The 26,559-nt window shown below is 71.2% G+C and carries 26 protein-coding genes; 9 read left to right on the forward strand and 17 right to left on the reverse strand.

The window, feature by feature from the left end:
- Positions 1 to 105: 105 nt before the first annotated feature.
- Entirely contained in the window at positions 106 to 735 is a 630-nt protein-coding gene (locus tag ACTOQ2_RS03760; protein ID WP_440098263.1) for a uridine kinase, read from the reverse strand.
- A 291-nt stretch (positions 736 to 1,026) separates the two neighbouring features.
- Here ACTOQ2_RS03760 and ACTOQ2_RS03765 point away from each other — a divergent pair, with 291 nt between their 5' ends.
- A complete protein-coding gene (locus ACTOQ2_RS03765) occupies positions 1,027 to 1,422 on the forward strand; it encodes an isoamylase early set domain-containing protein (protein WP_440098264.1) in 396 nt (131 codons plus the stop codon).
- A gap of 218 nt (positions 1,423 to 1,640) precedes the next feature.
- Here ACTOQ2_RS03765 and ACTOQ2_RS03770 read toward each other — a convergent pair whose 3' ends face one another.
- On the reverse strand, positions 1,641 to 2,084 hold the full coding sequence (locus ACTOQ2_RS03770) for a DUF6789 family protein (RefSeq protein WP_440098265.1): 444 nt from the start codon (positions 2,082 to 2,084) through the stop codon (positions 1,641 to 1,643).
- Positions 2,085 to 2,145: 61 nt separating this feature from the next.
- The gene (locus tag ACTOQ2_RS03775) at positions 2,146 to 3,258 is read right to left on the reverse strand and encodes an acetate/propionate family kinase (protein WP_440098267.1); all 1,113 of its coding nucleotides are present in this window, start codon (positions 3,256 to 3,258) and stop codon (positions 2,146 to 2,148) included.
- A 333-nt stretch (positions 3,259 to 3,591) separates the two neighbouring features.
- Here ACTOQ2_RS03775 and ACTOQ2_RS03780 point away from each other — a divergent pair, with 333 nt between their 5' ends.
- Positions 3,592 to 3,939 carry an STAS domain-containing protein gene (locus tag ACTOQ2_RS03780; RefSeq protein WP_440098269.1) on the forward strand — a complete coding sequence of 116 codons (348 nt, stop codon included), beginning with the start codon at positions 3,592 to 3,594 and terminating at the stop codon, positions 3,937 to 3,939.
- A gap of 133 nt (positions 3,940 to 4,072) precedes the next feature.
- Here ACTOQ2_RS03780 and ACTOQ2_RS03785 read toward each other — a convergent pair whose 3' ends face one another.
- The gene (locus ACTOQ2_RS03785) at positions 4,073 to 4,291 is read right to left on the reverse strand and encodes an EF-hand domain-containing protein (RefSeq protein WP_440098270.1); all 219 of its coding nucleotides are present in this window, start codon (positions 4,289 to 4,291) and stop codon (positions 4,073 to 4,075) included.
- A gap of 154 nt (positions 4,292 to 4,445) precedes the next feature.
- Here ACTOQ2_RS03785 and ACTOQ2_RS03790 point away from each other — a divergent pair, with 154 nt between their 5' ends.
- The 3 genes from ACTOQ2_RS03790 (at position 4,446) to ACTOQ2_RS03800 (ending at position 7,122) form a co-directional block, all read left to right on the forward strand.
- Positions 4,446 to 4,925: an N-acetyltransferase family protein gene (locus ACTOQ2_RS03790; RefSeq protein WP_440098271.1), complete on the forward strand. Its 480-nt coding sequence runs from the start codon at positions 4,446 to 4,448 to the stop codon at positions 4,923 to 4,925.
- A gap of 398 nt (positions 4,926 to 5,323) precedes the next feature.
- Positions 5,324 to 6,373, forward strand: coding sequence for a lytic polysaccharide monooxygenase auxiliary activity family 9 protein (locus tag ACTOQ2_RS03795; protein ID WP_440098272.1), 1,050 nt, complete (start codon positions 5,324 to 5,326; stop codon positions 6,371 to 6,373).
- Between the two features lie 194 nt (positions 6,374 to 6,567).
- Positions 6,568 to 7,122, forward strand: a complete 555-nt coding sequence (locus tag ACTOQ2_RS03800; protein ID WP_440098273.1) for a cellulose binding domain-containing protein — start codon at positions 6,568 to 6,570, stop codon at positions 7,120 to 7,122.
- Between the two features lie 45 nt (positions 7,123 to 7,167).
- On the opposite strand, the gene ACTOQ2_RS03805 is transcribed toward ACTOQ2_RS03800, so the two are convergent.
- Both ACTOQ2_RS03805 and rpmG read right to left on the reverse strand, forming a co-directional pair.
- Positions 7,168 to 7,413 (reverse strand): type B 50S ribosomal protein L31, encoded by a 246-nt coding sequence (locus ACTOQ2_RS03805; protein WP_362687236.1) that lies wholly within the window; start codon positions 7,411 to 7,413, stop codon positions 7,168 to 7,170.
- A gap of 2 nt (positions 7,414 to 7,415) precedes the next feature.
- Complete coding sequence (gene rpmG, locus ACTOQ2_RS03810; RefSeq protein ID WP_329084587.1) at positions 7,416 to 7,580, reverse strand: 50S ribosomal protein L33; 165 nt, start codon at positions 7,578 to 7,580, stop codon at positions 7,416 to 7,418.
- A gap of 146 nt (positions 7,581 to 7,726) precedes the next feature.
- Between rpmG and ACTOQ2_RS03815 the strand changes: the two genes are divergently transcribed.
- Both ACTOQ2_RS03815 and ACTOQ2_RS03820 read left to right on the forward strand, forming a co-directional pair.
- Positions 7,727 to 9,466: a sialidase family protein gene (locus ACTOQ2_RS03815; protein WP_440098275.1), complete on the forward strand. Its 1,740-nt coding sequence runs from the start codon at positions 7,727 to 7,729 to the stop codon at positions 9,464 to 9,466.
- 127 nt (positions 9,467 to 9,593) lie between these two features.
- A complete protein-coding gene (locus ACTOQ2_RS03820; RefSeq protein WP_440098276.1) occupies positions 9,594 to 11,990 on the forward strand; it encodes a Tex family protein in 2,397 nt (798 codons plus the stop codon).
- Between the two features lie 277 nt (positions 11,991 to 12,267).
- On the opposite strand, the gene ACTOQ2_RS03825 is transcribed toward ACTOQ2_RS03820, so the two are convergent.
- Together ACTOQ2_RS03825 and ACTOQ2_RS03830 are read right to left on the reverse strand one after the other, a co-directional pair.
- Positions 12,268 to 12,465 (reverse strand): hypothetical protein, encoded by a 198-nt coding sequence (locus tag ACTOQ2_RS03825; protein WP_440098277.1) that lies wholly within the window; start codon positions 12,463 to 12,465, stop codon positions 12,268 to 12,270.
- 3 nt (positions 12,466 to 12,468) lie between these two features.
- Positions 12,469 to 13,014 carry a GNAT family N-acetyltransferase gene (locus ACTOQ2_RS03830; protein WP_440098278.1) on the reverse strand — a complete coding sequence of 182 codons (546 nt, stop codon included), beginning with the start codon at positions 13,012 to 13,014 and terminating at the stop codon, positions 12,469 to 12,471.
- Positions 13,015 to 13,768: 754 nt separating this feature from the next.
- On the opposite strand from ACTOQ2_RS03830, the gene ACTOQ2_RS03835 reads away from it, so the two are divergent.
- Together ACTOQ2_RS03835 and ACTOQ2_RS03840 are read left to right on the forward strand one after the other, a co-directional pair.
- Complete coding sequence (locus ACTOQ2_RS03835; protein WP_440098279.1) at positions 13,769 to 15,184, forward strand: ricin-type beta-trefoil lectin domain protein; 1,416 nt, start codon at positions 13,769 to 13,771, stop codon at positions 15,182 to 15,184.
- Between the two features lie 63 nt (positions 15,185 to 15,247).
- Entirely contained in the window at positions 15,248 to 16,672 is a 1,425-nt protein-coding gene (locus tag ACTOQ2_RS03840; protein WP_440098280.1) for a ricin-type beta-trefoil lectin domain protein, read from the forward strand.
- A 106-nt stretch (positions 16,673 to 16,778) separates the two neighbouring features.
- Here ACTOQ2_RS03840 and ACTOQ2_RS03845 read toward each other — a convergent pair whose 3' ends face one another.
- From ACTOQ2_RS03845 to ACTOQ2_RS03885, 9 genes are all read right to left on the reverse strand, one after another.
- Entirely contained in the window at positions 16,779 to 17,678 is a 900-nt protein-coding gene (locus tag ACTOQ2_RS03845; RefSeq protein ID WP_440098281.1) for an MOSC domain-containing protein, read from the reverse strand.
- A gap of 98 nt (positions 17,679 to 17,776) precedes the next feature.
- Positions 17,777 to 19,219 carry a WGR domain-containing protein gene (locus tag ACTOQ2_RS03850; RefSeq protein ID WP_440098283.1) on the reverse strand — a complete coding sequence of 481 codons (1,443 nt, stop codon included), beginning with the start codon at positions 19,217 to 19,219 and terminating at the stop codon, positions 17,777 to 17,779.
- A gap of 66 nt (positions 19,220 to 19,285) precedes the next feature.
- Positions 19,286 to 20,263 carry a phosphotriesterase family protein gene (locus tag ACTOQ2_RS03855; RefSeq protein WP_440098284.1) on the reverse strand — a complete coding sequence of 326 codons (978 nt, stop codon included), beginning with the start codon at positions 20,261 to 20,263 and terminating at the stop codon, positions 19,286 to 19,288.
- 180 nt (positions 20,264 to 20,443) lie between these two features.
- Positions 20,444 to 21,100 (reverse strand): DUF998 domain-containing protein, encoded by a 657-nt coding sequence (locus tag ACTOQ2_RS03860; RefSeq protein ID WP_440098286.1) that lies wholly within the window; start codon positions 21,098 to 21,100, stop codon positions 20,444 to 20,446.
- A gap of 331 nt (positions 21,101 to 21,431) precedes the next feature.
- Complete coding sequence (locus ACTOQ2_RS03865) at positions 21,432 to 22,607, reverse strand: 4-hydroxybenzoate 3-monooxygenase (protein WP_440098287.1); 1,176 nt, start codon at positions 22,605 to 22,607, stop codon at positions 21,432 to 21,434.
- A 184-nt stretch (positions 22,608 to 22,791) separates the two neighbouring features.
- The gene (locus tag ACTOQ2_RS03870; protein WP_440098288.1) at positions 22,792 to 23,538 is read right to left on the reverse strand and encodes an IclR family transcriptional regulator; all 747 of its coding nucleotides are present in this window, start codon (positions 23,536 to 23,538) and stop codon (positions 22,792 to 22,794) included.
- A gap of 144 nt (positions 23,539 to 23,682) precedes the next feature.
- Positions 23,683 to 24,126 (reverse strand): SRPBCC family protein, encoded by a 444-nt coding sequence (locus ACTOQ2_RS03875; protein WP_440098289.1) that lies wholly within the window; start codon positions 24,124 to 24,126, stop codon positions 23,683 to 23,685.
- 23 nt (positions 24,127 to 24,149) lie between these two features.
- Complete coding sequence (locus ACTOQ2_RS03880) at positions 24,150 to 25,055, reverse strand: phosphotransferase enzyme family protein (RefSeq protein WP_440098291.1); 906 nt, start codon at positions 25,053 to 25,055, stop codon at positions 24,150 to 24,152.
- Positions 25,055 to 26,503: a helix-turn-helix domain-containing protein gene (locus ACTOQ2_RS03885; protein WP_440098292.1), complete on the reverse strand. Its 1,449-nt coding sequence runs from the start codon at positions 26,501 to 26,503 to the stop codon at positions 25,055 to 25,057. The genes ACTOQ2_RS03880 and ACTOQ2_RS03885 overlap by 1 nt, the downstream gene beginning before the upstream one ends.
- Positions 26,504 to 26,559 lie beyond the last annotated feature (56 nt).

Consider the following 26,559-nt stretch of genomic DNA (forward strand, 5'->3'; position numbering starts at 1 on the left):
TCCGGCCCCGTCCCGCTCCCGCGTCCGGCCCCGTCGCGCTCCCGGCCCGGCCTCACGCCCGGCTCCCTCGTCCCGGCCCCGGATCCCGTTCCGCCCGGAGACGCGTCATGACAAGGTGACCAGGGCCGGGTGTCTCGGGTCGTCGACGCGGACGACCACGTCCGCGACCTCCGCCGGGGTCGCCTCCTCCTCGTAGCGCGCGTAGGCGGGCAGCGTCCAGCGCTGCTCGTCCGGGGTGCGCCGGGCGAGCGCGCCCGGTGAGAGCCGCAGATGCACGGTCAGCTCGAACGGCAGCCCCCGGCCCAGCAGCAGGGGTCCGGCCAGCAGCAGCACCCCGCCCGGGGGAACCGTGACGTAGGGCGCGCGGGTGGCCCTGTCGACGACGCTGTCCCACAGCGTGGGCAGCACCTTCCCCGACCGCCCGGGGTCGAGCGGTCTCAGGACCTCCCTGGCCAGCCCCCCGTAGTCGAACCACTCGGCGTAGAAGGAGTCCGGGTCGGTCCGGCCGTACTCGAAGCGGAGCGAGGCCGGGCGCAGGAAGTCGGCGGTGGAGACCCGGAGCACCTCCCTGCCGCGGAGCCGGAGCGGGCCGGCGAGCGCGTCGGCGAGGTTCTCCGGCCGCGCCGCCGGAGCCCCGTCGAGCGCGACGCGCACCCAGGAGTCGCGGGGTCGCGCGGCCACCCGGTCAGCGAGTTCCTCCACCAGCGACGACGGGGAGATCGGCCTTATGTTCACCCCACCATCCTGGCCGACGCGCGCCCGCCTCCGGCCAGGGCCGGTCAACCATCATGGCCGGGTCAAGGTCGGACGTGATGCCGATCAAATATCGGTCTGTCCGGGTTGTCCTGCCGCTACGGGCGGTAACGATCCATATGGATCGACGGCTCGGCCGTGACTGGGCGTCGGCCTCCTGGTCGCGTCACGTCCATGTCGGCGCGATCCGGTAGTTGGCGTGATCTTCACGTCTTTCCGCAACCAAGATCACGGCACGTTACGCACGGAGACAGTGATGTCAGGAGGATTTCAGTGATCAAGCGCGGTAAGCCGACCAAGAACGGCCAGGTCAAGCTGACTTTCAGCATAACGGAGAGCCCGACCGTCGGAGGAGTCTCGCTGGTCGGCGACTTCAACGACTGGGACCCCTATGCCCATCCCATGCAGCGCAGGGACGACGGCACCTACCAGGTGAGCCTGATGGTCCCCGCACGGCAGCCCATCCGCTTCCGCTATCTCGCGGACGGCGGCGTGTGGTTCGACGACGCGGACGCGGACCACCACGACGAGCACGGCGGCCGGATCAACCCCGCGGACGTCCAGGAGGCGCCGGAAGCCCCCAGCGCGGCGCGCGGTACCGTCGGCAAGCCGATGCGGCAGACGCTCTCGGCCGGGCAGCCGGTCTCGGCCTCGGTGGCCGCCTCCTAGTATCTCGGTGACCGCGCGTAGGACGGGATCCCCTTCGCGGGGCACACCGTTCCACCGTCTCCGCGATCAGCGTGACGGTCCGCCCCGTCCCCTCCCGGCAGGGACACGGAAGGGGTGGACCGCCCCGCGGGAGCCCGTGGGCGAACCCGCCGAACCCGCCGGACCCCGGGCTGGGGGAGACCGCTCACCGCGAAACCCGGCACGTGTCGTGCGGGCCGTCAGGTCTCGCGGCGGAGACCGTTCGCCGCGAGAGCGAGCGTCGCGCCGTACACCACGTGGCCGGCGGCCATCACCGCCTGCCGCCCCGGCCGGTCATCGGGGATCGGGGGCAGGACCCCCAGTTTCGGCACCCAGCCCCGGTAGCTGACGAACCAGATCGCCAGCCCGTACGTCACCCCGAGCGTCACCGGGGCACGGCGTCCCCCGCAGAGCAGGGCGAACGCGGCCCCGCCCGCGGCGCCGAAGCCGAAGTGGGCGAGCGCGCCCAGCACCCGCTCTCCCCGTTTGGGCCGGTGCCTGTGGCCCGGCAGCAGGGCGCGGACGATCCTCTTGGGCGGCTGGTCGCTCATGAGACCCGCGCGGTCTCCGGCGAGCATCACCGCGCTCATCGCCGCGGTGGCGAGGACGCCGCTCTCGGCGCCCCTGACGAGATCACGAGTCATGGTCACTCCCCACCTTCCCCGAACGGCTCCCCGAACGGCGGCCGGACCCCGCATCGGATCCTCACGCGTGCCGGCCGAGCGCGCCGAGGGTCTCCCTGGCGAGTTGCAGTTCCTCTCTCGGCCGGACCACCAGCACGGGCACGGACGCGCCGGGCGCGCTGACCGTGCCGTCGGCGTCGAGGTCGGTACGGGCGGGCGGCTCGACACCGAGCAGCGAGAGCCTGCGGCAGACGGCCTCGCGGACCTCCGGCTGGTCCCAGCCGATCTCCCCGGTGAACACGAGCGCGTCGAGCCGGTCCAGGCTCGTCGCGGCGGCGGCGACCTCCCGGCTCACCCGGTGCTCGAACACCTCCAGGGCCAGCGCGGCGGCGGGATCCCCGGAGGCGACGAGTTCCCGGGTGTCGCCCGACTTGCCGTCAGAGAGCCCGAGCAGTCCCGACCGGTGTTCCAGGCCCTCGCGCAGTTCGTCGAGCGTGAGCCGGGAACCGGACAGCAGCCACAGCAGCATGCCGGGATCGACGCTCCCCGACCGCTTGCTCATCGGGACCCCCTCCAGCGGGGTGAACCCCATCGAGGTGTCCACGCTGCGCCCCTCGCGGACGGCGCACACCGATGAGCCTCCGCCGAGATGGGCCAGCACCACCCGCAGGGTTCCTTCGGGCCGCTCGAGCAGCTCCGCGGCCCGTCCCAGCGCCCAGGCGTACGACAGGCCGTGGAAGCCGTAGCGGCGCAGGCCGTAGCGGCTCCTCCACTCGGCGGGCAGCGCGTAGGTGGCGGCGGCGTCGGGAAGTCCCGCGTGGAAGGCGGTGTCGGGGCAGAGCACGTGCAGGACGTCGGGCAGCCTGCGCCGGGCGGCCTCGACGAGCGCGAGGGCGGGCGGCACGTGCAGCGGGGCGAGGTCGGCGTACTCCCGTACCGCCTCCAGCACGCCGTCGTCCACGACCGTCGGCTCGCGTACGGCCTCGCCTCCGTGGACGAGGCGGTGGCCGACGGCGGCGAGGCCGGTGCCGGGGGCTGCGTCGAGGAAGTCCGCGATCGCCCGCTCGGCCGCTCCGGGATCGGGACTCTGCTCGCTGTGCTCGGTGCGCAGGACCTGTCCGTCCCGGACGAGGTGAAGCTGGAGGCTCGACGATCCCGCGTTGACGGTGAGCACCGCCGGATCAGTGGTTCCCATCCCCCTGGCGTGCCCGGGGGCGGGCAGGGCAAACGGTGCCCCGCCACGGGTCCTCGCCCGTCACTCCGCGTGGGCGTCCGGGGGGAGGGAGTCGAGGCCCGTTCGACCGCGCCGACCTGGGAGGACGACGTCCGGGCCAGGTGGCGGGAACAGGTCGCGGCGTCCGGTCACCGGCCTTCCTGACCACCGGCTGTTCGTAATCACTTGTTGAACTGTCATGAGCCACGGGCGTACGGTGGGGCCAGTGGCACCCGTCCTTCGTACGGCTCCCGACAGGGCGCTGTCGCCAACTGCCGTAGACAGCGGGGCGATATGACTCGACTATCCGTCACTGTGGACACCCATCCACACTTCTCCGTGGTGACCCTGATCGGCGATCTGGACAAGTCATCGGCGCCTCTGCTGGAGGAGAGGCTCGCGGACTTCATGAGGCGCGGCCACGTCTGCCTCGTCGTCGACACGACGGGGCTGGAATTCTGCGACTCCACGGGCATCTGGGTGCTGCTGACGAGCCTGCGGCGCGCCTACGAGCGAAAGGGCTGGCTGCGCCTCGTCGGCGTGCACGGATTTCTCGGCCGCCTGCTCGACCTGACCAGGTTGAGAGAGGCGTTCCCCATCGACTCCACCGTCGAGGAGTCACTGCGCGAGGTCTCCGACGGGGTCGTCCCCGTCTCGCGCTGATCCCGATCGCCGGTGGCGTGCGGAGGTCCTGGACGAAGACACCCGGAAGGTGGGTACGGCGGCATCCGCTCCCGGAGGAGGCCGCCGGTTCCGGCAGCGGGCGAGGGGGCCGCTGCCGGGTGCCGGAGGCGGATCAGTCGCGAGCGACCAGGCGGACGAACTCCTCGAACGAGAACCGGCCGTCGCCGTCGGAGTCGCCGTTCTGGTTCAGCGACCCGATGGCCTCGGCGGGCAGGGCGGGGAAGTGCTCGCGGAACTCGCTTTCCGTGATGAACCCGTCGCCATCGGTGTCGATGGCCGCGAACGCCTGCCTGAGCTCCGCCAACCGCTCCCCGTTGGGCTCTGTCGACATGGGACCCACCTCTCTCAACGACCCGCACTTCGATCAGCAGACAACTTACGGGAGGGAGCCCCCGTCCAGCCAAGCGACCCCATATAACATGTTTTATCATCGAAAATCCCTTTTAAGGCTCGGCTCGTCCTCGGCCCGCGCCTAGACTTCGAGCATGATTCGCCCCGCAACGCCGGACGACGTCCCGGCGATCATCGACATGATCCGCGGACTCGCGGAGTACGAGAGAGCGCTGGACAAGGTCGAGACCACCCCCGACATGCTCCACGAGGCGCTCTTCGGCCCCTCCCCGAGCGTGTTCTGCCACATCGCCGTCGACGGGGAGAGGATCGCCGGGTTCGCGATCTGGTTCGTCTCCTACTCGACCTGGCTCGGCACCCACGGCATCTATCTCGAGGACCTCTTCGTCCACCCCGAGCACCGGGGTAGCGGGTACGGCAAGAAGCTGCTCGCCACGCTGGCGGGCATCTGCGTGGAGCGCGGCTACGGCCGCTTCGAATGGTCGGTGCTCGACTGGAACACCCCGGCCATCGACTTCTACCGGGCGATCGGCGCGGAACACGTCGACGAATGGGACAGGTACCGGCTCTCCGGCCCCGCGCTGGAGAAGGTCGCGGCGGGAAGCACGCGGTAGCCGTACCGGGAAGCGGTAGCCATACCGGGAAAGGAATGCGTCCCGGGCCCGCCCTCACGGCGAAGACCGGCCGGAACGCCCTTCCGGCCGGTCTTCCGTTCTGTCGTACGGCGTTCTCCCGTCTCCAGGGAGCCCGCGCGTGAAAACCCCGCCGGGACACGCTCCGGCCGTGAACCTTTCATCTCGCGAAACCCCCGCATACCCGCCCTGAACTGGTACGACGAGCCGTTGCCGCACCACGGAGGAAACACTCCGTTTACACGCCGGGATCGGCGACCTAGAGTCCGTCTCGCGTGAGCGCCTCACCGCCATTGATCAGCGACTCGTCACCCCTCGAAAGGGAGGGTAATTCTGTGAGTAAATGGCGAAGTATGGCTGTCGCCGGTGTGGTCACGTTCATGACCGCGCTTCTTGCCGTCGTCCTCGTTCCCCTACCGGCCTCGGCGCACGGCGCCATGATGACGCCCGGCAGCAGGACCTTCTTCTGCTGGCAGGACGGTCTCTCCCCGCAGGGGAACATCGTGCCGATCAACCAGGCGTGCTCGGCGGCGGTGGCCCAGAGCGGGGCCAACTCGCTGTACAACTGGTTCAGCCTGCTGAGGTCCGACGGGGCCGGGCGAACCCGCGGGTTCATCCCCGACGGCCAGGCGTGCAGCGGCGGCAACCCCGGATACAGCGGGTTCGACCTCCCGAGCGCCAACTGGCCGGTGACGCACCTGACCTCGGGCGCGTCCATCCAGTTCAAGTACAACAAGTGGGCCGCGCACCCCGGCTGGTTCTACCTCTACATCACCAAGGACGGCTGGAACCCCAACCGGGCGCTGACCTGGGACGACCTGGAGAGCGAGCCGTTCCACACGGCCGACCACCCGCAGAGCGTCGGCTCGCCGGGCACCAACGACGCCCACTACTACTGGAACGCCAGGCTCCCGTCGGGCAAGTCCGGCCGGCACATCATCTACTCGGTGTGGAAGCGTTCCGACAGCGCGGAGACGTTCTACAACTGCTCCGACGTCGTCTTCGACGGCGGTAACGGCGAGGTGACCGGTGTCGGCCGGACGGGCAATGACCCGACGCCCACCCCCACTCCCACCCCCACTGTGACCCCCACCCCCACCCCAACTCCCACCGTGACCCCGACGCCCGGACCCGGCGCGTGCGCCGCCACCTACCGGACCGTCAGCACCTGGACGGGCGGCTTCCAGGGGGAGGTGACCGTGAGAAACACGGGCACGGCCGCCTTCAACGGCTGGACGGCGAGATGGACGCTCAACAGCGGCAGCACGGTGAACAGCCTGTGGAGCGCCACGCACACCACATCCGGGTCCACCGTCACGGCCAAGAACGTCGAGTGGAACCGGACGATAGCGGGTGGTGCTTCGACCACCTTCGGATTCACCGGAACGGGAACCAGCGGCTCCCCCTCCGTCACCTGTAGCAGCCCCTAGCGGGACGCGGTCCCCGCCGGCACATACCGGCGGGGACCGACGCGTGCCCGTCTTCGTCCGTCCCGCACCACCCCCGCCCCGCACCGGCGGAACGGAAAGACCGCCGGACCACCGCAGGACCACCGCAGGACCACCGCAGGACCACCGCCTCCCCACGACCGCCGCGCCCTCGCGAAAGGGCGGAAGGGAGTCCCGTGCCGCCCACCACGAAGATCGCTCCACTGCTGGGTCTCGTCTCGCTCGGAGCGGCGGCGGCCCTGATCGTGGCGGCCTGCGCCGGCCGAACGCCGGAGGGCGGGCACGCCATGGCGCACCCGCCCTCCTCGCCCCCCCACAGCGCCGTCCCGGCGTCCCCGTCGGTCCACGGGGACACCCCGGCATCCCCGGCGTCCTCGCCCCCCACGTCCGTTCACGCGACTTCCAAGCGCGATACCACCGCCAAGGCCTCCGCGAGGTGCCGGGCGACGGTCACCCTGGTGGAGTCATGGCCGGGTGGCTACCGGGGTGCCGCGACGATCAGCAACACCACCGACCAGCCGATGCGTGACTGGTACATCCAGTGGATGCAGCCGCGCGAGGCGACCTTCAGGCAGTCCTGGAACGGCACCCACATGCAGAGCGGTCCCGTCGCGATGATCCATGCTCCTACGGAGAAGCCGTCGCTGCCGCCGGGGGAGACCGTCTCCGACATCGGCTTCGTGGGAGCCGCCGCCACTCCCCCGGCCTTCACCGAGATCACCTGCGGCTGACGGGACCGGCACGGCCCGAGCAGGGCCGGCCGGTCCGATCCGGTGTCAGCGCTTGGCGTAGCGCTGCTTGAAGCGCTCGACGCGCCCGGCCGTGTCGACGACCCGGCTGCGCCCGGTGTAGAAGGGGTGGCTCGCCGAGGAGACGTCGACGTCGACCACCGGGTAGACGTTGCCGTCCTCCCACTCGACGGTCTTGCGGCTGCCGACGGTCGAACGGGTCAGGAAGGCGAAACCGGCACTCGGGTCGCGGAAGACGACCGGGCGGTAGTCGGGGTGGATGCCCTTCTTCATGGCTATCTGTCCTCTCGGAACGGAACGTGCTGGCGGACGATCGGGTCGTACTTGACGAGGGTGAGCCGGTCGGGGTCGTTACGCCGGTTCTTGCGGGTCACGTAGGTGAAACCGGTGCCCGCGGTCGACCTCAGCTTGATCACTGAGCGCACCTCGTTCCTGGCCACGGTCGGCTCCTCTCGGGTTGGCGGGTCGCACGATGCCGATGATAACGGTTTTCATTCACCGGACATTCCCGGGTGCGGGACGACGGCCGTGCGGGCGTCACCCCCCGGTAACCTCCCGTCCATCCGCCCCCTGTTCGCTGTGATCCATGCCGTGGCCGGAAACCGAGATCGTCGGATCGGACGTCAGCCCTCCCGTCACCGTGTACGGCACGGTGGACAGGAGTCCCGACGGGGAGCTCGCCCACGAGGGCAACAGGGTTCCCGACATCGTCGCCCTGGACCACCGGCGGCTGGTGGTCGCCTGGCGGGCCGGGGTCCGGGACGCGCGGGACCCGGCGCCGACCGACCAGGGCTCCATCATGTACGCCCGCTCGCAGGACGGCGGCCTGACGTGGACGGTGGGCACGCTCGCCGCCGCCACCGCGACGACCCGCTACCACTACGTGATCCTCCTCAACGACGCGGGCACGCTGTACGCGCTGCTCGGCGTGATCTCCGTCGAGCGCGACCGTGACAGGGAGGGCGAGGTCGACGGCTTCCCCACCTCGCTGGCCGTCAGGAGGAGCACCGACGGCGGCCGTACGTGGACCGCCTTCCCCGTCACCGTCGACGTGCCGGACAACGCCAGGGGCGTGGTCGTCGCGGGCAGGCCGCTGCGGTTCGGCGGTGTGTGGCTGGTGCCGTACTGGCGGCACTCGGGCGGTACGAACAAGGCGGGCGTGCTGCGCTCGGCCGACCTGGTGACCTGGACCTCCGGCGGGATCGCGGAGAACCCGCCGGGGGTGGCGGTCGAGGAGCCGCAGATCGCGCTCTCCCAGGACGACCCCGGGACGCTCGTGATGGTGACCCGTGCCCTGGACCTGAGGAGCGGGACCTCGGCGGCGGCGCGCGACGCCCGCTACCGCTCGGGAGCGGCCCACAGCGCCACGGCGACCAGCACCGACGGCGGGCTGACGTGGTCGCCGCTGAGACTGGACACGGACCTGCCCAACTACTACGTCAAGACGTTCTTCACGCGCGACTCGGCGGGCCGCCACCTGGCCATCTTCAACACGCTGGCCGGGCCGTTCACCGGCTCCTCGACGAGCAAGCCCGACCAGTATCGTGAGGTGCTCTACTACAAGGTCAGGCGGCCCGGCGAGCCCTGGGAGCCGGCGCGGCTCTTCGCCGACGGCCCCCGGCTGACGAGCGGCGCGGCCCGGGGGTGGGACGTCTACCCCAGCGCCGACGAGTACGAGCCCGGCCGGTTCTTCGTCGTCTGGGAGCACAACCAGACCAACATCAAGGTCGCCAGGCTCGACATCTCCCGTCCCGTCTCCGGCGCGCCCCTCGCCGCGGGCGACTGGACCACGGGCGCCGGCGCGAGGGGCTGGACGCTGGACGGCGGCGCGCGGATCGCGGGCGGCGGGCTCCGGCTCGCGAGCACCGGCACCGCGGCGTCCCGGGCGTCCTTCCCCCTCGACGCCTCCAAGGGATGCGACTTCACCCTGGAGTTCCGCGGCCGGGTGGACGACGACAGCGCGCTCGACCCGCGTACCGGAAACGGTGTGTGCCTCGGCGCGAAGGTGGCCAACGGCGCCAGGCGGCTCATGCTGACCGTGCAGCGCAGCGGGGTCTGGACGATGCGCAAGGGCTCCGCCGTCTGGGAGAAGGTGTACTCGCTGGACACGGCCGGCCGCACGGCGACCTGGAGGGTACGGGTGGACAGCGCGGGGACCGCCCGGCTGTTCAGGGACGGCATCGACACCGGGGCGACCTGGGTGATCCAGGACAGCAGGGAGAGTCCCCAGCTCACGCACTGGGTGACCGGCACCCCCGGCGGCAACGCGGCCGGGGCGACCGTCGAGTGGACCCGGCTGACCCCCACCTTCGAGGTACTGCCCTGACTTCGCGGCTCCCCGTACGACCGCACGGTTCTTTTCCTGCTCTCAGGTGATTCATCCCTCCGGCTCTCCGGCCCTCCAGGGGGTGAGGCGGTAGCTTGGAGACCGCCATCACAGAGGAAGAGAGATCGTGACCACGTCTATTCATCAGCGGATCGCCGAAGAGCTGGGTGTGCGCGAGCGACAGGTGAGTGCGGCGGTGGACCTGCTCGACGGCGGGGCCACGGTGCCGTTCATCGCCCGCTACCGCAAGGAAGCCACCGAGATGCTCGACGACACGCAGCTGCGCACGCTGGAGGAGCGGCTGCGCTACCTGCGGGAGCTGGAGGAGCGGCGCACCGCGATCCTGGAGTCCATCCAGGGCCAGGGCAAGCTCGACGACACCCTGCGGGCGCAGATCCTGGCGGCCGACTCCAAGGCCCGCCTGGAGGACATCTACCTTCCGTACAAGCCCAAGCGGCGGACCAAGGCGCAGATCGCCAGGGAGGCGGGGCTCGAACCGCTCGCCGACGGCCTGCTCGCGGACCCGTCCGTCGACCCGCGGGCCGCGGCGGAGGCGTTCGTCGGCGAGGGGGTGGCCGACGCGGCCGCCGCGCTGGACGGCGCCCGCGCGATCCTGGTCGAGCGGTTCGGCGAGGACGCCGACCTGGTCGGCGAGCTGCGCGAGCGGATGTGGACGAAGGGCCGCCTCGTCGCGGCGGTCCGCGAGGGCAAGGAGGAGGAGGGCGCCAAGTTCTCCGACTACTTCGACTTCGCCGAGCCGTTCACCAAGCTGCCCTCGCACCGGATCCTGGCGATGTTCCGCGGGGAGAAGGAGGAGATCCTCACCCTCACCCTGGAGCCCGAGCAGGAGCCCACCGGCACCTACGAGGGCCGCATCGCGCACCACTTCGGCATCTCCGACCAGGGACGGCCCGCCGACGCATGGCTGGCCGACACGGTCCGCTGGGCCTGGCGCACCCGCGTCCTCGTCCACCTCGGCATCGACCTGCGGATGCGCATGTGGCAGGCCGCCGAGGAGGAGGCGGTGCGCGTGTTCGCCGCGAACCTGCGCGACCTGCTGCTCGCCGCGCCCGCCGGGAGCCGCGCGACCATGGGGCTGGACCCCGGGCTGCGCACCGGGGTGAAGGTCGCGGTGGTCGACGCGACCGGCAAGGTGCTGGCCACCGACACCGTCTACCCCCACGAGCCGCGCCGCCAGTGGGACCAGTCGCTGGCCACCCTCGCCGCGCTGGCGAAGAAGCACGACGTGGAGCTCGTCTCGATCGGCAACGGCACCGCCTCGCGCGAGACCGACAAGCTCGCGGGCGAGCTGGTGAAGCTGGTTCCCGGGCTGACCAAGGTCGTGGTGTCGGAGGCCGGGGCCTCCGTCTACTCCGCCTCCGCGTTCGCCTCGCAGGAGCTGCCCGGCATGGACGTGTCGCTGCGCGGCGCCGTGTCGATCGCCAGGCGGCTCCAGGACCCGCTGGCCGAGCTGGTCAAGATCGATCCCAAGTCGATCGGCGTCGGCCAGTACCAGCACGACCTCGCCGAGACCAAGCTCTCCCGCTCGCTCGACGCCGTGGTGGAGGACTGCGTGAACGCGGTCGGCGTCGACGTCAACACCGCCTCGGCGCCGCTGCTCACCCGCGTCTCCGGCATCGGTTCCGGGCTCGCGGAGAACATCGTCCAGCACCGCGACGCCAACGGCCCGTTCCGCTCCCGCAAGGCGCTGAAGGAGGTCCCCAGGCTCGGCCCGAAGGCCTTCGAGCAGTGCGCGGGCTTCCTGCGCATCCGCGGCGGCGACGACCCGCTCGACACCTCCAGCGTGCACCCGGAGGCGTACCCGGTGGTGCGGCGCATCCTGAAGAGCACCGGCGGCGACCTCGCGTCCCTGATCGGCAACGGCACGGCGCTGCGGGCCCTGCGCCCGCAGGATTTCGTGGACGACACCTTCGGCCTGCCGACCGTCACCGACATCCTCGCCGAGCTGGAGAAGCCGGGCCGTGACCCACGTCCCGCCTTCAAGACCGCGACCTTCAAGGAGGGCGTGGAGAAGCTCTCCGACCTCACGCCCGGCATGCTGCTGGAGGGCGTGGTCACCAACGTCGCCGCCTTCGGCGCGTTCGTCGACGTCGGCGTGCACCAGGACGGCCTGGTCCACGTGTCGGCGCTGTCGCACACCTTCGTCAAGGACCCGCGCGAGGTGGTCAAGCCCGGCGACATCGTCCGGGTGAAGGTGCTCGACGTCGACATCCCGCGCAAGCGCATCTCGCTCACCCTCCGACTGGAGGACGACGTCAAGCCCTCGGGCCCCCGAGGGCCGCGCGACCAGCGCGACCAGCAGGGCGGCGGGCAGCGCCAGGGCGACGGCGGCGGCAGGCGCGGTGGCGGGCAGGGTCGCGGCGGGCAGGGCGCACAGGGCGGGCAGGGCCGCGGCGACCGGCAGCGCCAGGAGGGCGGCGGCCGGCAGCGCAACGCGCCGAGCGGCGCGATGGCCGACGCGCTGCGCCGCGCCGGGCTCGACGGCTCCGGAGGCAAGCGCTAGGCACCCGTCGCGCACCCGCACGGGACACACCGCCCCGTGCGGGTGCGCGGATCGGGTGCCGCGACGACAGCGGGCACCCGAGCGGCATCGGGACCGGCAGGGCCACCGCCTTCGCGCGGCGGTGGCCCTGCCGGTGACCCCCGAGCCCTCCTGTCCGGCCGGGTTCACCTGAACCGGGTCACCGTACGAATGCCAGGCGTGGGGAGCCCCCGCCGCCGACCGGTATCTGGCGCCGTGTCGCCGGCGCGGGAACGGCGGCCGGTGGCACCGGCCACGCTCACCGGGGGCGGTGGCCCCGGCGGAAGGCGGAGACGGCGAGGACGAGACCGACAACGATGGTGGCCAGGCCGATCCAGAACCACTCCCGCGCACCGCTCATGGAGCTGCCGCCCACGTAACCGAGACCCTGGAGCGCCCAGAGGCCGCCCGCCAGCACGAGCAGGACGCCGAGGCCGATCGGAAGCCAGGTCTTCATCGCTCACAGGTCCTTCGTGGTGCGCGGGTCGTGGAACTCGGAGGCGAGGAGGCCGAACAGCGCCTCGTCGAGGAAGGACCCGGCCACCCAGGCGTGTTCGCGGAGCGTGCCCTCGCGCCGGAAGCCGGTCTTCTCGGCGGCGGCGATCATCGCGCTGTTGGTGGCCAGCGTCTCCAGGCCCAGCCGGTTCAGGCCGCGGATACGGAATGCGTAGTCGCACAAAAGCCTCAGCGCGTCGGGGGCGTAGCCGTGGCCGCGCGCCTCGGGAAGCAGCGAGATGCCCAGGTGCCCGTTGCGGTTGAGGGTGTCGATCCCCCAGACGTTGCCGGATCCGAGCAGATCTCCGGAAAGGGACTGGATGGCGAAGCCGACGTTGGCCGGATCGGCCTGGCGCCGCTCGTAGTGGGCGATGACCTGGTCGATCGTCTCGGGAACCCAAGGCGCCGTGGTCGCTCCGGCCGCCGTCTCCACGTCGTCGTTCAACCGGTGGAGCGGGACCAGGTCCTCCTTGGTGATGGCCCTGAGCAGGACCCTGTCTCCACGAAGCATGAGTGAAACCCCACTGTCGATCGGCGGGCGGCGCGCGCGAGGGCTCGCCACGTACCGGACATCACACCATACGAAAAGTCGGAAAGGACACTGAATAACGTCACGCCGCGGATGGTCGGGACGCCGTCCCGCCACGGGCGCGGAGCCTCGCACGCGCCTCTCCGGCCGCCGTCCCGGAATTCTCTGACAGGAGATCCTGACAGCAAGGCCTCATGGAACGTTCCCTTCAGGGGTTCCACCGTAAATAAACTTTCCTTTTTACCGCCAGTTCGCAGCGCTCCGCACAATCCGGGACCCGAAGCCGCGACGCTTTTTTTACTCCTTGTATTGACTTGAGAATGAAGGCTGGCTTAAGGTCCCGGGCAAGCGAGACCTTGCCGTGAAGGGACCCCCATGACTCGCTTCCCTGACGCCGGACGGCGGCGGGCGTGGTGATCGCGCTCGCCCCGCCGCCCTGACCACACCCCGTCACGGGTGTGGGGCGCACTGGCCGCCCCCCGCCCGTGAAGGCTCCCGTTCTCCCTGCCGTATCCGTCGCGGCAGGGCCCAGGACGCGCCGAGCAGCGCGTGCCGCCGCAGGGCGGGCCCGCCCCCGGGCCACCGTGCGGCCGCTCGCGGAAAGCACACTCGCCGCGTCCGGCACCACCCGCATGTCACCCCCTGATACGGGTCGTGACGTCACGCGCGCGTCGCGTCCCCACCGGGGCGTGGCGTCACCCGTACGTCACTCCCCAAGACGGAAGGAAATCCGCGCATGGACACCGGACAGTCGCCTCGCCGGCGCCGTCGCATGTCGCTTCCCACCACGCTCGGCGGGATGTTCACCGTCGTCGTCCTCGCCCTCGCCGGCGTGACGACCGCGACGCCGGCCGCCGCCGCCACCGGGCAGATCACCGGCATCGGCGGCAAGTGCGTCGACGTCGCCGCGGCCAACACGGCCAACGGCACCCCCATCCAGCTGTACGACTGCAACGGCACCGCCGCCCAGCAGTGGACCCGCAACGGCGACGGCACCGTGCGCGCCCTCGGCAAGTGCCTGGACGTCACCGCCGCCTCCACCGCCAACGGAGCGCAGATCCAGCTGTACGACTGCAACGGCACCGCCGCCCAGCAGTGGACCTACAGCGCGGCCCGGGATCTCGTGAACCCGGCCGCCAACAAGTGCCTGGACGCCACCGGCCAGTCCAGCGCCAACGGCACCCGCCTGCAGATCTGGACCTGCACCGGCACCGCCAACCAGAAGTGGAACGCCCCGAGCGACGGCGGCGGCAACCCGCCCACGGACCCCCCGCCGGCCGGCAAGATGGCCGGAGCCCCGTATCTCTACATGGGCTGGGGCAACCCGCCGAGCCCGGCGACGATCATGAGCACCACCGGCGTGAAGTCCTTCACCATGGCGTTCATCCTGTCCGGCGGCGGCTGCACCCCGCGCTGGGACGGCTCCAGGCCGCTGACCGGCGGCACCGACCAGGCCGCGATCAACCAGATCAAGGCCGCGGGCGGCAGCGTGCAGGTCTCCTTCGGCGGCTGGTCGGGCAACAAGCTCGGCCCGAACTGCTCCACCCCGGCCGCCTACGCCGGCGCGGTGCAGCAGGTCATCGACGCCGTCGGCCCGGCGGTCGTCGACTTCGACATCGAGAACACCGACGAGTTCGAGAATTTCACCGTCCAGGACCGCATCCTCAACGGCCTGAAGATCGTCAAGCAGAACAACCCGAACGTCAAGATCGCCGTCACCTTCGGTACCGGGATCAACGGCCCGAGCTCGACCGGTGTCCGCCTGATCAACCAGGCCAGGGCGCTCAACGTCCCGATCGACAACTACACGATCATGCCGTTCAACTTCGGCGCCTCGAACATCTACAACGCCACCGTCAGCTCCGCCGAGGGCCTGAAGAACGCGCTCAAGGCCGCCAACGGCTGGACCGACGCGCAGGCGTACGCCCGGATGGGCATCTCCGGCATGAACGGCCTGTCCGACCAGGGCGAGCTGACCACGGTGGCGGCCTGGACCCAGATCCGCGACTGGGCCAAGGCCAGGGGCCTGACCCGCCTGGCCTACTGGGCGGTCAACCGCGACCGCCCCTGCCCTGGCGGCGACGCGGGCTCCGAGTGCAGCGGCATCTCCCAGCCCAACTGGGAGTTCACCCGCATCACGGCCGGATTCTAGACCGTGACGCCCCCTTCCAGTCCTTCCAGCTTCCAGCGGACACCGGATCGAAAGGAACAGCCGATGATCTCCACCAGCCCGGCGCCCCTTCCCGGCCCCCGCCACTCGCGGAGCCACTCACAGGGCCACTCACAGGACCACTCACAGGACCACTCACAGGGCCACTCACAGGACCACTCACAGGGCCGCTCGCGGACGCGGCGCGCGCGTCTCGGCGGCCTCCTGGCCGCGACGCTCCTCGCCCTCGGCTCCGCCACGTTCGTCCCCTCCCCGGCGGGCGCCCAGGCCACCGCCGCGCGGAGCACCGCCGCCCAGCCCGCCGCCCAGCGGGCCCTGGCGGCGCCCGCCCCCGGCCCCCTCGTGTGGTCGGACGAGTTCAACGCCGCCTCCGGCACCGGCCCCGACACCACCAAGTGGCGCCGGGACGTCGGCGGCGGCGGCTGGGGGAACAACGAGCGGCAGTACTACACGGACGGCAACGGGAACATCGCCCACGACGGCGCGGGCAACCTGGTCATCACCGCGCGCAAGGGCAACCCCGCGGGACTCGGCTGCTGGTACGGCTCGTGCGAGTACACCTCGGGCAAGCTGACCACCGCCGCGACCTTCACCCGCGCCTACGGCCGCTTCGAGGCGCGGATGAAGCTCCCCCGGGGCAAGGGCATGTGGCCCGCGTTCTGGATGCTGGGCACCGGAGGGGCCCAGTGGCCCGCCAACGGCGAGATCGACATCATGGAGAACGTCGGCAGCGTCCCCGGGCAGGTGCTCGGCAGCCTCCACGGCCCCGGCTACTTCGGGGCCAATCCGCTGAGCGGCAGCTACAACCTCCCCGCGGGCCAGGCCTTCGCCGACGCCTTCCACACCTTCACCGTCGACTGGGAACCCGGCGCGGTGACCTGGTACGTCGACGGCGTCCAGTACTCCAGGAAGACCCCCGCCGACACACGGGGCAACCCCTGGGTCTACGACCACCCGTTCTTCATGATCCTCAACCTCGCCGTCGGTGGTAACTGGCCCGGCTCGCCCGACGCCTCCACCACCTTCCCCCAGCAGCTCACCGTCGACTACGTCCGCGTCTACGCCCCGCCCAGCGGCGGTGGCCGTACGGGACAGATCACCGGTATCGGCGGCAAGTGCGTCGACGTCGCCGCCGCCTCCACCGCCAACGGCACCCCCATCCAGCTGTACGACTGCAACGGCACCGGCGCCCAGCAGTGGACCCTGGGCACCGACGGCACCGTGCGCGCCCTCGGCAAGTGCCTGGACGTCACCGCCGCCTCCACCGCCGACGGAGCGCAGATCCAGCTGTACGACTGCAACGGCACCACCGCCCAGCGGTGGACCTACAACGCCGCGACCCGCGATCTCGTGAACCCGGCCGCCAACAAGTGCCTGGACGCCACCGGCCAGTCCAGCGCCAACGGCACCCGCCTGCAGATCTGGACCTGCACCGGCACCGCCAACCAGAAGTGGAACGCCCCCACCTGACCGACCCCGCCTGACCTGGCCTTACCCGGCCTGACCCGGCCCGTCGCGGGCCGGAACCCGCACCCTCGGTTCCGGCCCGCGACGGGCTTCTCCCGTTCGCCGTCGCTCACGACGCGGTGACCGTGTCACCGACCGCGATCGTGCCGAGGGCGCGCGGAATGCCGAGCCTGCCGAACATGACGCCGCGATCGCCCTCGAAGACCCGGGTCCGGTAGCCGGCCAGCACCCGCAGAGGCTCGCCGTTCTTGCGCGCGGAGTCCTGGTCGACGTTGATGATGACGCAGCGCGCGCAGGGCTTGACGAGCTCGATCTCGGCGGCGCCGACGCGCAGCGTGGACAACGCGTCCTCGCCGTAGGGGCCGAGGCCCTCCAGCACGATGTTGGGCCGGAACCGGTCCATCGGCAGCGGGCCGTCCACGCGCCGGTTCAGGTCGTCGAGGGACTCGCGTGACAGTACGGAGAGCGGGTGGGCGTCGGCGAACGCCAGCGTGCCGCCGCCCCGCGAGGTGGGCCGGGTGCCGGCGAAGCGGACCAGGCGGCAGGGCGCTCCGAGGAGGTCGGAGAACCACGCGGCGGCCGTCTCTCCCTGGTCCACGCCCTGGCAGGGCTTCCCGTGCACGGTCACCTCCAGCACCGGCCCGTCCACCGGCTCGTGGACCAGGGGCGTCACCGCCCCGGGCGCGCCCACGACGAGCTCCGTGCCGTCGTACGCGGGCCGCAGCGTCGCCAGCCGGGGCAGCTCCCGCTGCGACAGGTGCCGCAGGTCCGGCCGGACCAGCATGAACTCGCGGTCGTGCCGCAGCCCCGTCGGTGTCAGCTCGGCGCCGGCCAGGGGGGTGCCGCCCGCGCTTTTGATCGGGAAAACGTTCAGTTCCACGACGACGGCGACCGCGCTCTCCCCGCCGCGCGCCGCGCCCTCCCGCGCGAATCCCTCGCGCGCCGAGCCTTCACCTGGGGATTTCTTCCCCGTCCCCGCCGGAGCCGCACCGCGGAAGTCGTGCACCATGTATCGGACGCTAGGACATCCACTCGGGAGAGAGGTCAGGAAGGGGCAGTATCTGACAAAATCTCGTTAGTTTTGCCGCCGACCGTCCGGCGGGAAGATCAGAGCAGGCGCCTGATGTCGCCGTACGCCCGGTAGAAACCGCCCCGCTCGGAGAAGCGGACGCCCTCGACGAGATAGCGGGCCCCGGCCTCGCGCACGCCCTTGGGGAACTGCACGTTGCGCCGCACGTCGTAGCCCTCGCTGACCACCCGCACCCGGAGCCGCTCACCCTCGCGGAAGCACTCCACCACCACGCCGTCGCCGGTGTCGGGGACGGTGTCGAACACCACGGTCTCCAGCGCGGTGGCGGGTTCCACCACCGCCAGCCCGGCGGACGCCTTGACGTCCACGGCCTCGGGGACGGTACCGTCCTGCGCCGCCCTGATCGCCTCCTCGGTGGCGTCGATGCAGGCCAGGGTGCCGTCGGTGGTCACGATGTAGAGGCGGTCGTCGAGATACTGCATGGAGAAGGCGGAGCCGCAGCCGGTCGCCAGTTTCCACAGGCGCTCACCGCTCTGGTCGAAGCAGTAGATCGAGGAGTGGTTGTCACCGGCGAAGACGTACCGGCCGCCGGGGGCGGTGGCGCAGGAGAAGACCGTGGCGTCGCAGCGGTAGACCGCCTGGGAGGCGCCGTCCGACTTGCGCAGGCGATGCACGGCGGAGCGCGAGGTTCCGGCGTAGACCGAGTCGGCCTCCTGCCAGCCGAACAGCACCGCGCCAGTGAGGGGCGTCTCCCAGACCGGCGTTCCGTCGGCGGCGTCGTAACGGGCCACCCCGGTGGAGTGCCCGTGGTAGACGGCCTCGTCGTCGCAGCGGACCATCCAGGCCGAGTCGCCCCTGCCCATGCGCGCCCACTGGAACTCGTCCTCGTGGTCGATGGTGGTGATCCGCCCCGCGCGGTCGGAGACGCCCAGCACGCCGTCGTGGATGTCCAGCCAGTAGATGTCGACGTCCTCGGCGATCTCGTACGCGACCCTGGGGACCTTGCCGCCGAGGTCGTAGACCTTGCCGTCGTCGGCGCCCGCGTAGATCCAGAAGTCGTCGCCGACGATGCACTTGACCCCGTCGGGCAGCTTGAAGCGGCCGGTGACGGTACCGCCGTGGGTGACGGTGTAGACGTCGCCGCGCTGGTTGCCGACCCAGCAGCGCTCGGAGTCGACGAAGATGCCGAACGCCGCCGCGCCGCTGGCGAAGCGCCACAGCACCGGCGCCTGGGTGGCGGTGGAGCGGGTGCTCTCCACGCTGCGCCGGGTGACCGCGCGGCGCTGACGCACCCCCTGGACGGCGGGGGCGTAACCCCGGCGGACCTTCTCGTTGATCTTCTTCGCGGCGGCCGCCTCGGCCTTCGCCGCGCTGGCGAACGCCGACGCCTTGGACTGGCCCGACTCGCCGATGCGGCCGTATCTGATCGTCACCTCGGTTCCGTCGACCACGACCTCGTAGAACTTGTGCGAGCTCCCGCCGTCCTCGGACAGTTCCAGGTAAGTGCTCCGCGCGGCCATGCTCCACCTTCTCGGTTGATCGACTTTCCGGGAGCGTAGGGCAGCCGTACGACAAATAACGAAAAGTCAGGAAAAGTAGCGGCGAGGGTTGTCGATCAGCATCTGGTCCACCTGCGCGTCGCTCACCCCGGCCTCCCGCAGGGCCGGGAGCACGTCGTCGTGGATGTGGCCGAAGTGCCAGTTGGGCGCGGCCAGCGGTATGCCGTCGTCCCAGGCCGCGCCGAAGTAGTCCATGAAGCACGCGCTGTCGTGGCTGAGCACCATCCGGTCGGCGTAGCCACGCTCGCAGAGCGCGACGACGGTGGCGACCCGGGACGCCGTGGAGTTGTAGGCGTCCAGTCCGAAGCGGTCCATGCCGAGCGTCGCGCCGGTGTCGGCCAGCCGCATCAGGTGGTCGAGGTCGTTGGAGTCGCCCGAGTGCCCGAGCACGACCTTGGCCGGGTCGACCCCCTCCTTCAGGAACAGGTCCAGGACGACCAGCCCGCTCCCGGTGGAGGGGTTGGTGTGCACCGTGATCGGCACGCCGGTCCGCAGGTGGGTCCGGGCGACCGCCCGGCAGATCCGCTCGACGCCGGGGGTGAGCCCCTTACTCTCGATCGCGCACTTCAGGAACGCGGCCTTCACCCCGGTGTCGGCGATGCCCTCGACGATGTCGCGGGAGAAGTCCTCGACCATCGGCTCGGGCACGTCCATCATCAGGCCGGGGCCCCGGTGCTCGTACTGGTGCGGGACCTCGTCGAAGGAGTAGATCCCGGAGGCGACGACGATGTTCAGCTCCGGCACCTGGTCGGCCACCCGCCGCACGCGCGGGATGTAGCGGCCCAGTCCCCACACGGTCGGGTCGACGACGGTCTTCACGCCTTTGGCCGCCACCGCCCTGAGCTTGGTGACGGCGTCGGCCACCCGGTGCTCCTCGTCCCACCACATGCCCCTGCCGTAGTTGTCGACGTGCTCGGGAGAGAGGACGAAGACGTGCTCGTGCATGAGGGTCTGGCCCAGGTCGGCGACGTCGACGGGGCCTCTGACGGTGTTCACGACCGGCATGCGCGTCCTCCGGGGGGTGGTCCGACCGGCCGACGGTTACGTACCGAGCGGTCGCTTCCTGAGAAGGTAGGCCGGGGCACCGGGACCGTCAACCTGCCACGCGGAGCGGACCGCGCGGAAACGTTCGACCGGGAACGGTCAGGCCGAGCGGACCGCGTGGGAACCTTCGACCGGGAACGGTCAGGCGCGGGCGGTCGCCGGGAACGGGCGGTGGACGCGGCCGTGCCTGGCACCGGCCACCAGCCCCAGCATGGCCAGCACCGCCACCTCGAACCCCACCACCAGCCGCTGGATCACCCCGGCGGGGATGTCGTCGTTGGTCAGGTCCACACCGAGCATCCGCACCACGTACGGGAGGACCACCAGGACCAGCACGCCCAGGGCGGCCAGGCTGAGCAGCCGGACCGGACGGGCGTACGGGCTGGTCGCGTACCGCCTGGCCAGGAGCAGCCCGGCGATCGGCATCGTGAGGAAGGCCACGAACGCCGCGTACCTGTGGATGCCACCGGACATCGACAGCGGTACGCCGGGCTCGTCGGTCGGGAAGGCGCCGATCAGCAGCATGCACAGACCCCAGGTCCCGACCAGCAGGGCCACCGCGCGATCCTCGCCGCGACGGGCCAGCATGGCCCCGATGATGGTCGCCGCGACGGAGAAGAGCGTGAGCGACAGGGGCAGCAGCCAGCCGTCCGCCTCGAACGCGTACTCGCTGATCACGGTGTGCACCGGATCGAGACCGGTGACCATGTGCAGTCCCAGCATCGTGACGGCTCCCGCGCCGATCGCCGTGTAGCCGCCGAGGATCATCGTGTGCCGCGTGAACGCCTGGCTTCCCATGCCTCAACGATGGCGACGAGCAAGATCACGGAGTATCGGAGACAGCCCCCGGCCGCCCCTGAACGGTCCCGGATGGTCCCCGGGACGAGGTAGTGCCCACCCATCGGGGATATTCCCCGTTATATGCCTCTGAACTGCGCGAAAGCCCGCAAAGGTAGGGCCTTCCCCCTCAGGGTTCCGCCCCTCGGGGGCGGGCCCCCGAGGGGCGGCCCGTCCGGAGCACTCGCAGCACGGTGCCGCGGCCGGCGGAGACGAGTCGGTGCGGGGGTGAGTCGATGCGGGGATGAGTCGGTGCGGGGAACAAGCCGGCGCGGGTGCGTGCCGGCGGGAGTCACGGGAGGGTTCCGGAGTCGAAGGGCAGGCCGACGTAGTTCTCCGCGAGCGTGGTCGCCGCGGCATCGGAGGAGGTGACGTAGTCGAGGTGGGAGGTCTGCAGGCGCCGCCCGTAGGGGTCGTCGTCGTCCAAGGTGTGCAGCAGCGTCGTCATCCACCAGGAGAAGTGCTGGGCGCGCCAGACGCGCTTGAGACAGCCGTCGGAGTACGCGTCCAGCAGTCCGGTGGAGCCCGTCGCGTAGAACTCCGCCAGGGCCGCGGTCAGCAGCCGGACGTCCGCGACGGCCAGGTTGAGCCCCTTGGCGCCGGTGGGCGGCACGATGTGGGCGGCGTCCCCGGCGAGGTAGAGGTTGCCGTGACGCATGGGCTCGGCGACGAACGAGCGCATCGCCGACAGGTCCTTGGAGATGATCGGCCCCTCGGCCAGCGCGAACCCCGGGACCGTCTCCAGGCGGGCCCGCAGCTCGGCCCAGATCCTCTCGTCCGGCCAGTCGTCGAGCGAGGCGTCCGGGGGGACCTGGAGGTAGAAGCGGCTGATCTCCGGGGAGCGCATGCTGTGCAGCGCGAAGCCCCGGTCGCTGTGGGAGTAGATCAGCTCCTCGGACGACGGCGGGACCCGCGCGAGGATGCCGAGCCAGGCGAACGGGTAGTCGCGCTGGAAGACCGACAGGACGCCCTCGGGAATCGACGGCCGCGAGACGCCGTGGAAGCCGTCGCACCCGGCGATCACGTCGCAGTCGAGGCGCTCGCCCTGGAAGGTGAGGTAGGGGTCCTGCTCCAGCGAGTGCAGCGCGACGTCGGGGACGTCGAAGAGGATCTTTCCTCCGTCGGCCAGCCGCCGGGCGATGAGGTCCTTGACGACCTCCTGCTGGCCGTAGACGGTGATGGCCCGCCCGGGGACCAGCTTCTCGAAGGCGATGCGGTGCCCGGCCCCGCCGTAGCGCAACTCGATGCCGTGGTGCAAAAGCCCCTCCGCGCGCATCCGGTCGCCGACGCCCGCCTCGTTGAGCACGTCCACCGTGCCCTGCTCCAGCACCCCGGCTCGCACGCGCTGCTCGACGTACTCCCTGCTCCGCGCCTCCAGGACCACCGAGTCGATGCCCCGCAGGTGGAGCAGATGGGAGAGGAGCAGCCCGGCGGGTCCCGCGCCGACGATCCCGACCTGAGTTCGCATGCACCGAGCATTCCGTACCGTCCGCCCTCGCATACCGCCCCCTTCCGCTCAGCGGAAAACCCCACCCCGCGGGAGCGGCGGTGGCCGTGAACGTCCTGCGGGAGCGGGAGGTACGGGAGCCGTCAGGCCGGTGGCGGGAAACACCGCCGGCGGGAGACGGGCGGCGCGAGGCGGCCGCGAACGCTCAGCGGGGAGCGGCGGCGAGGTCGCGGGAGAGAGCGGCGGCGGCGGACAGCACGGCCGGTGCCAGCCGTCGCGGATCGGCGGTGTGCCGCCAGGTCACCAGCGACAGCGCCGCCACCACCCGGCCGCCCGCCCCCCGTACCGGCGCCGCGACCGAGCAGGTGCCCACCGACATCTCCTCCTGCGTGCGGGCGATCCCGGTCCTGCGGACCTCCTCCAGTTCGGTACGCAGCCGCGCCGGGTCCACCACCGTGTTCGGCGCGTGCGGGGTGAGCTCCCTGGCGAGCACCCGTTCCACCGTCTCCGGATCCGCGAAGGCCAGCAGGACCTTGCCGACCCCGGTCGCGTGCAGCGGCAACTCCCCCGCCACGCGCGAGACGACCGGCACGGAGGTGGGCCCGCGCAGTCGCTCGAGGTACAGCGCCCGGTCGTCGCGGAGCACCGCGAGCTGCACGTTCTCGCGGGTGGCGGCGTAGAGGTCCTCCATGTACGGCAGGGCGAGCTCGCGCAGCTCCCTCGGCTCCGCGGCCTGGGCGCCGATCTGCCACAGCAGCATCCCGACCCGGTAGGAGCCGTCGGGGAGCCGCTCCATGAACCCGCCCTCCACCAGCTCCTTGACCAGCCGGTGGCCGGTGGCGGGCGGCAGCTCGGCCCGGCGGCAGATCTCGGTGAGCGTCAGCCGCACGTCTCCCGGCAGGAACGCGCCGAGGATGGCCATGACCTTCCCGGTGACCGTGGGCGCCCTCACGCGCCCCAGCCTAGGTCCTGGCCCGCGGATCCCGCCGCGCCGGCCGTGACGGAACCCGGGAGGCGGAACCCGGGAGACGGCATCCAGGGAAGGAGCCCGGGGCGCGACCCGGGGGACACCCGGGGGACACCCGGGGGACGGAGTCTAGGGAGCGGAACCCAGGCGGGAGGCGAGGATCCCGGCGCGGGCGAGCTGTACCTCGCGGGCCTTCCTCGCGGCGTAGCCCAGCAGCGGCCTGACCCAGGCGTGCACCACGAGGATGTCCTCGACCTCGGTGCCCCCGTCCTTCTCGTTGAGGGTGAACCGGTAGTCCAGGCGCACCCCGCCGGGGCTGTCGACCTCACCCTCGACGGTCCGCGGCGTGCTCCGCAACGTCACCTTGATCATGTTGTCGTACTTGACGAGGCCGAAGAACCTGAACCGCTCCACCGAGGTGTAGCGGGTCTCGGCCTCGCCCCGCTCGACGTCCTTGACAGCGACCACCATCGGCGAGAGCCCCACGTAGCTCTGCGGCTGGCTCAGATGGGCGTGGAGCGCCTCCGGGGTGTTGCGAACGTGGAAGGTATTACGCAGAGTGACCTTTGGCATACTATGCCCCCGTTTTAAGATCTTTACTGGGAGACAGTAACGGGTTCGGCCATGTACCAGCGGGCATGTTGCTCACCTCGGGTGAGGGAATCCAGCCTGCGGGGAAGCTCGCGCCGGGAGAACGGGTCGGCGGCGGCGTTGCGGATGTGGATGCCCACCGCGTAGATGTCCCTGACCTCCATGAGAGTGGAGTATCCCGGCCAGGAACGCAGGTCACTGCCGTACGCGTCGGCGAAGGCGTCCACGTCGGCGGCGGTCAGGCCGAAGCGCCGCTGGCCGTGGTAGGTGTGGACCAGGTCCCACTCGCGGGGGCCGACCGCGACACCGTCCCAGTCGCAGAGCACCACGTGGCCGTCCGTGCAGCGCAGCAGGTTGTCGATCCACGCGTCGCCGTGCAGCAGCACCGGCTCGTCCTCCACGCCGAGGTCCGACCAGCGCTCCGTCAGCTCCGCGATGCGGTCGCGCAGCCAGGCCCGCTGGCAGGAGGTGAGCTCCTCGGACCGGTCCACGGCCCGGCGCACCTCGCACAGCGGGTCGACGAAACGCCGCAACGCCACCGGCGGGACCGGCAGTAGGTGCAGGCTGCGCAGGATCTCGCCCAGCTCCGTGGTGGTGGGACGGCCGCTGGCCGGAACGTAGTGCCAGAAGGTGACGACCCTGCCCTCGTGCACCACGGGCTGCTCGGAGATCTCGTCGGCCGGGCGCACCGCGGGAAACCCCTGCTCGGCGAGCCAGCGTGCCACCGCGAGGACCAGCGGCAGCCGGGTCAGCGCGTTGGGAGCGGTGGCGATCCTGACCACGATCTCGCTGCGCAGCTTGAAGACGGCGTTGCTGCGCACCCGCAGCAACTCCGCGTCCCTGTGGTCGATGCCGAGGTCCTCGCAGACCTCCCGCAGGACGGTGAACGCCTCCTCGGCGAGCGCGTTCATCAGCTGACCGGTGCCGCGCCGGTGACCAGGTCGTTCAGGCGTCGCACCGCCGCCGCCCTGTGCCTGGTCTGCGGCACCTCCGACAGCAGCGCCCGCGCGCGGTTGAGCACGATAGAGGTGCGGTGTTCCGGCGGGACCTGGAGCAGCGCCTTCTCCGCCAGGTGGCAGGCATCGTCGATCTTGCCGTCGCGGACCAGGTGCGCGGCCTGGTCGAGCAGGAGGAGGACCGGGTCGATGGCGTACGGCATCGAGGGCCCGGCGGGCCCAGGGTTCCAGTCGACGTCCTCGCCCAGCTCGATCAGGGTGCCGATCCGGTAGAACTGCAGCCGCCGCTCGGAGAAGCGGAACGCCAGGTGGTCGTGGCCCTCGGGGGGCATCCTGGCGAAGATCCGCTCCGCCTCGGCGAGCGCGATCCTGGCGGCCTTGTGCTCGCCCATCCGGGCCAGGGCCCGCGCCTCCGCCGCCGCGCCGAGCGCCGCCGGGGAGCTGGGCGCGCTGCCGGCGAGCATCCTGGCCTCGCGGGCCAGCCGCACGGTCTCGGCCAGGTCGCCGTAGTAGTAGGGGAGCATCGCCTGCTGCGCCCGGACGAGAGCGCGCAGCCGCACGTCGCCCATGTCGTCGGAGGCGTTGCGCGCGGTGCCGTACCAAGCGTGGGCCTGGCGGGTGTCGCCGAGCTTCATCAGCGCGTCGGCCGACAGCAGCGCCAGCATGACGGTGGCGTTGAGCAGGCGGCGCTGGGCCATCGCGGGCTGGCGGGCCAGCGAGAGCGTCCGGACGTCCGACAGCTCCAGCATGAGCCGGTAGAGCATCGGCAGCGGCGCGCTGCTGATGTACTCGCGCCGGTAGCGCAGCACCTGCTCGTCGAGCCGGTCGAGCTGCTCCTCGGAGACGGTGGCCAGGGCGAGCGTACGGTCCAGGTCCTGGCGGGTCCGCTCGACCTCGGCCAGCAGCCGGCCGGTCATCACGGACTTCGAGCCGAGCAGGGCGTGGTGGAACAGCGCCCGCCGCTCGATGTCGTCCTCGGACCGTTCCCGTTCCTCGGTCTGGTACGGCGCGCGAGCCTCACCGCCGGAGACGACCACGACCTTGGTGCCCCCGCCGTCCTCGCAGTAATCTCCGGCCAGGCCCAGTCTTACGGCGTTCGCGCGGTACAGTCGAGCCAGTAGATCGATGGTCTGCGGGCGCGGCCGTGCCCGGTTGTTCTCCCAGGCGTTGAGCAGGTCGATGCTGGCCCGCGCCTCGCCCAGGTCCTGGCGCTCACAGAGCTCCTCCAGTTCCTGCACGGACTGCCTGGCCGACCATCCCCTGGCCAGGCGGTGTGCCTTGAGCAGGCTCGCTCCGCAGCAGCCGTGGATGGCCTGCGCGGTCTGCCAGTGGGTCCACTGCCTGGACGCCGCCTGCTCCCGCCACCGTCGCGCGCACGCGGGGGAATGCTCACCTCGGGCCACGGCACCCCTCCCGGTCGCTGTTTACACAACATTAACAAACACGCACCTCAGCGTAA

It is taken from the genome of Streptosporangium sp. H16, from assembly GCF_051918855.1.
Taxonomy (GTDB): Bacteria; Actinomycetota; Actinomycetes; order Streptosporangiales; family Streptosporangiaceae; genus Streptosporangium.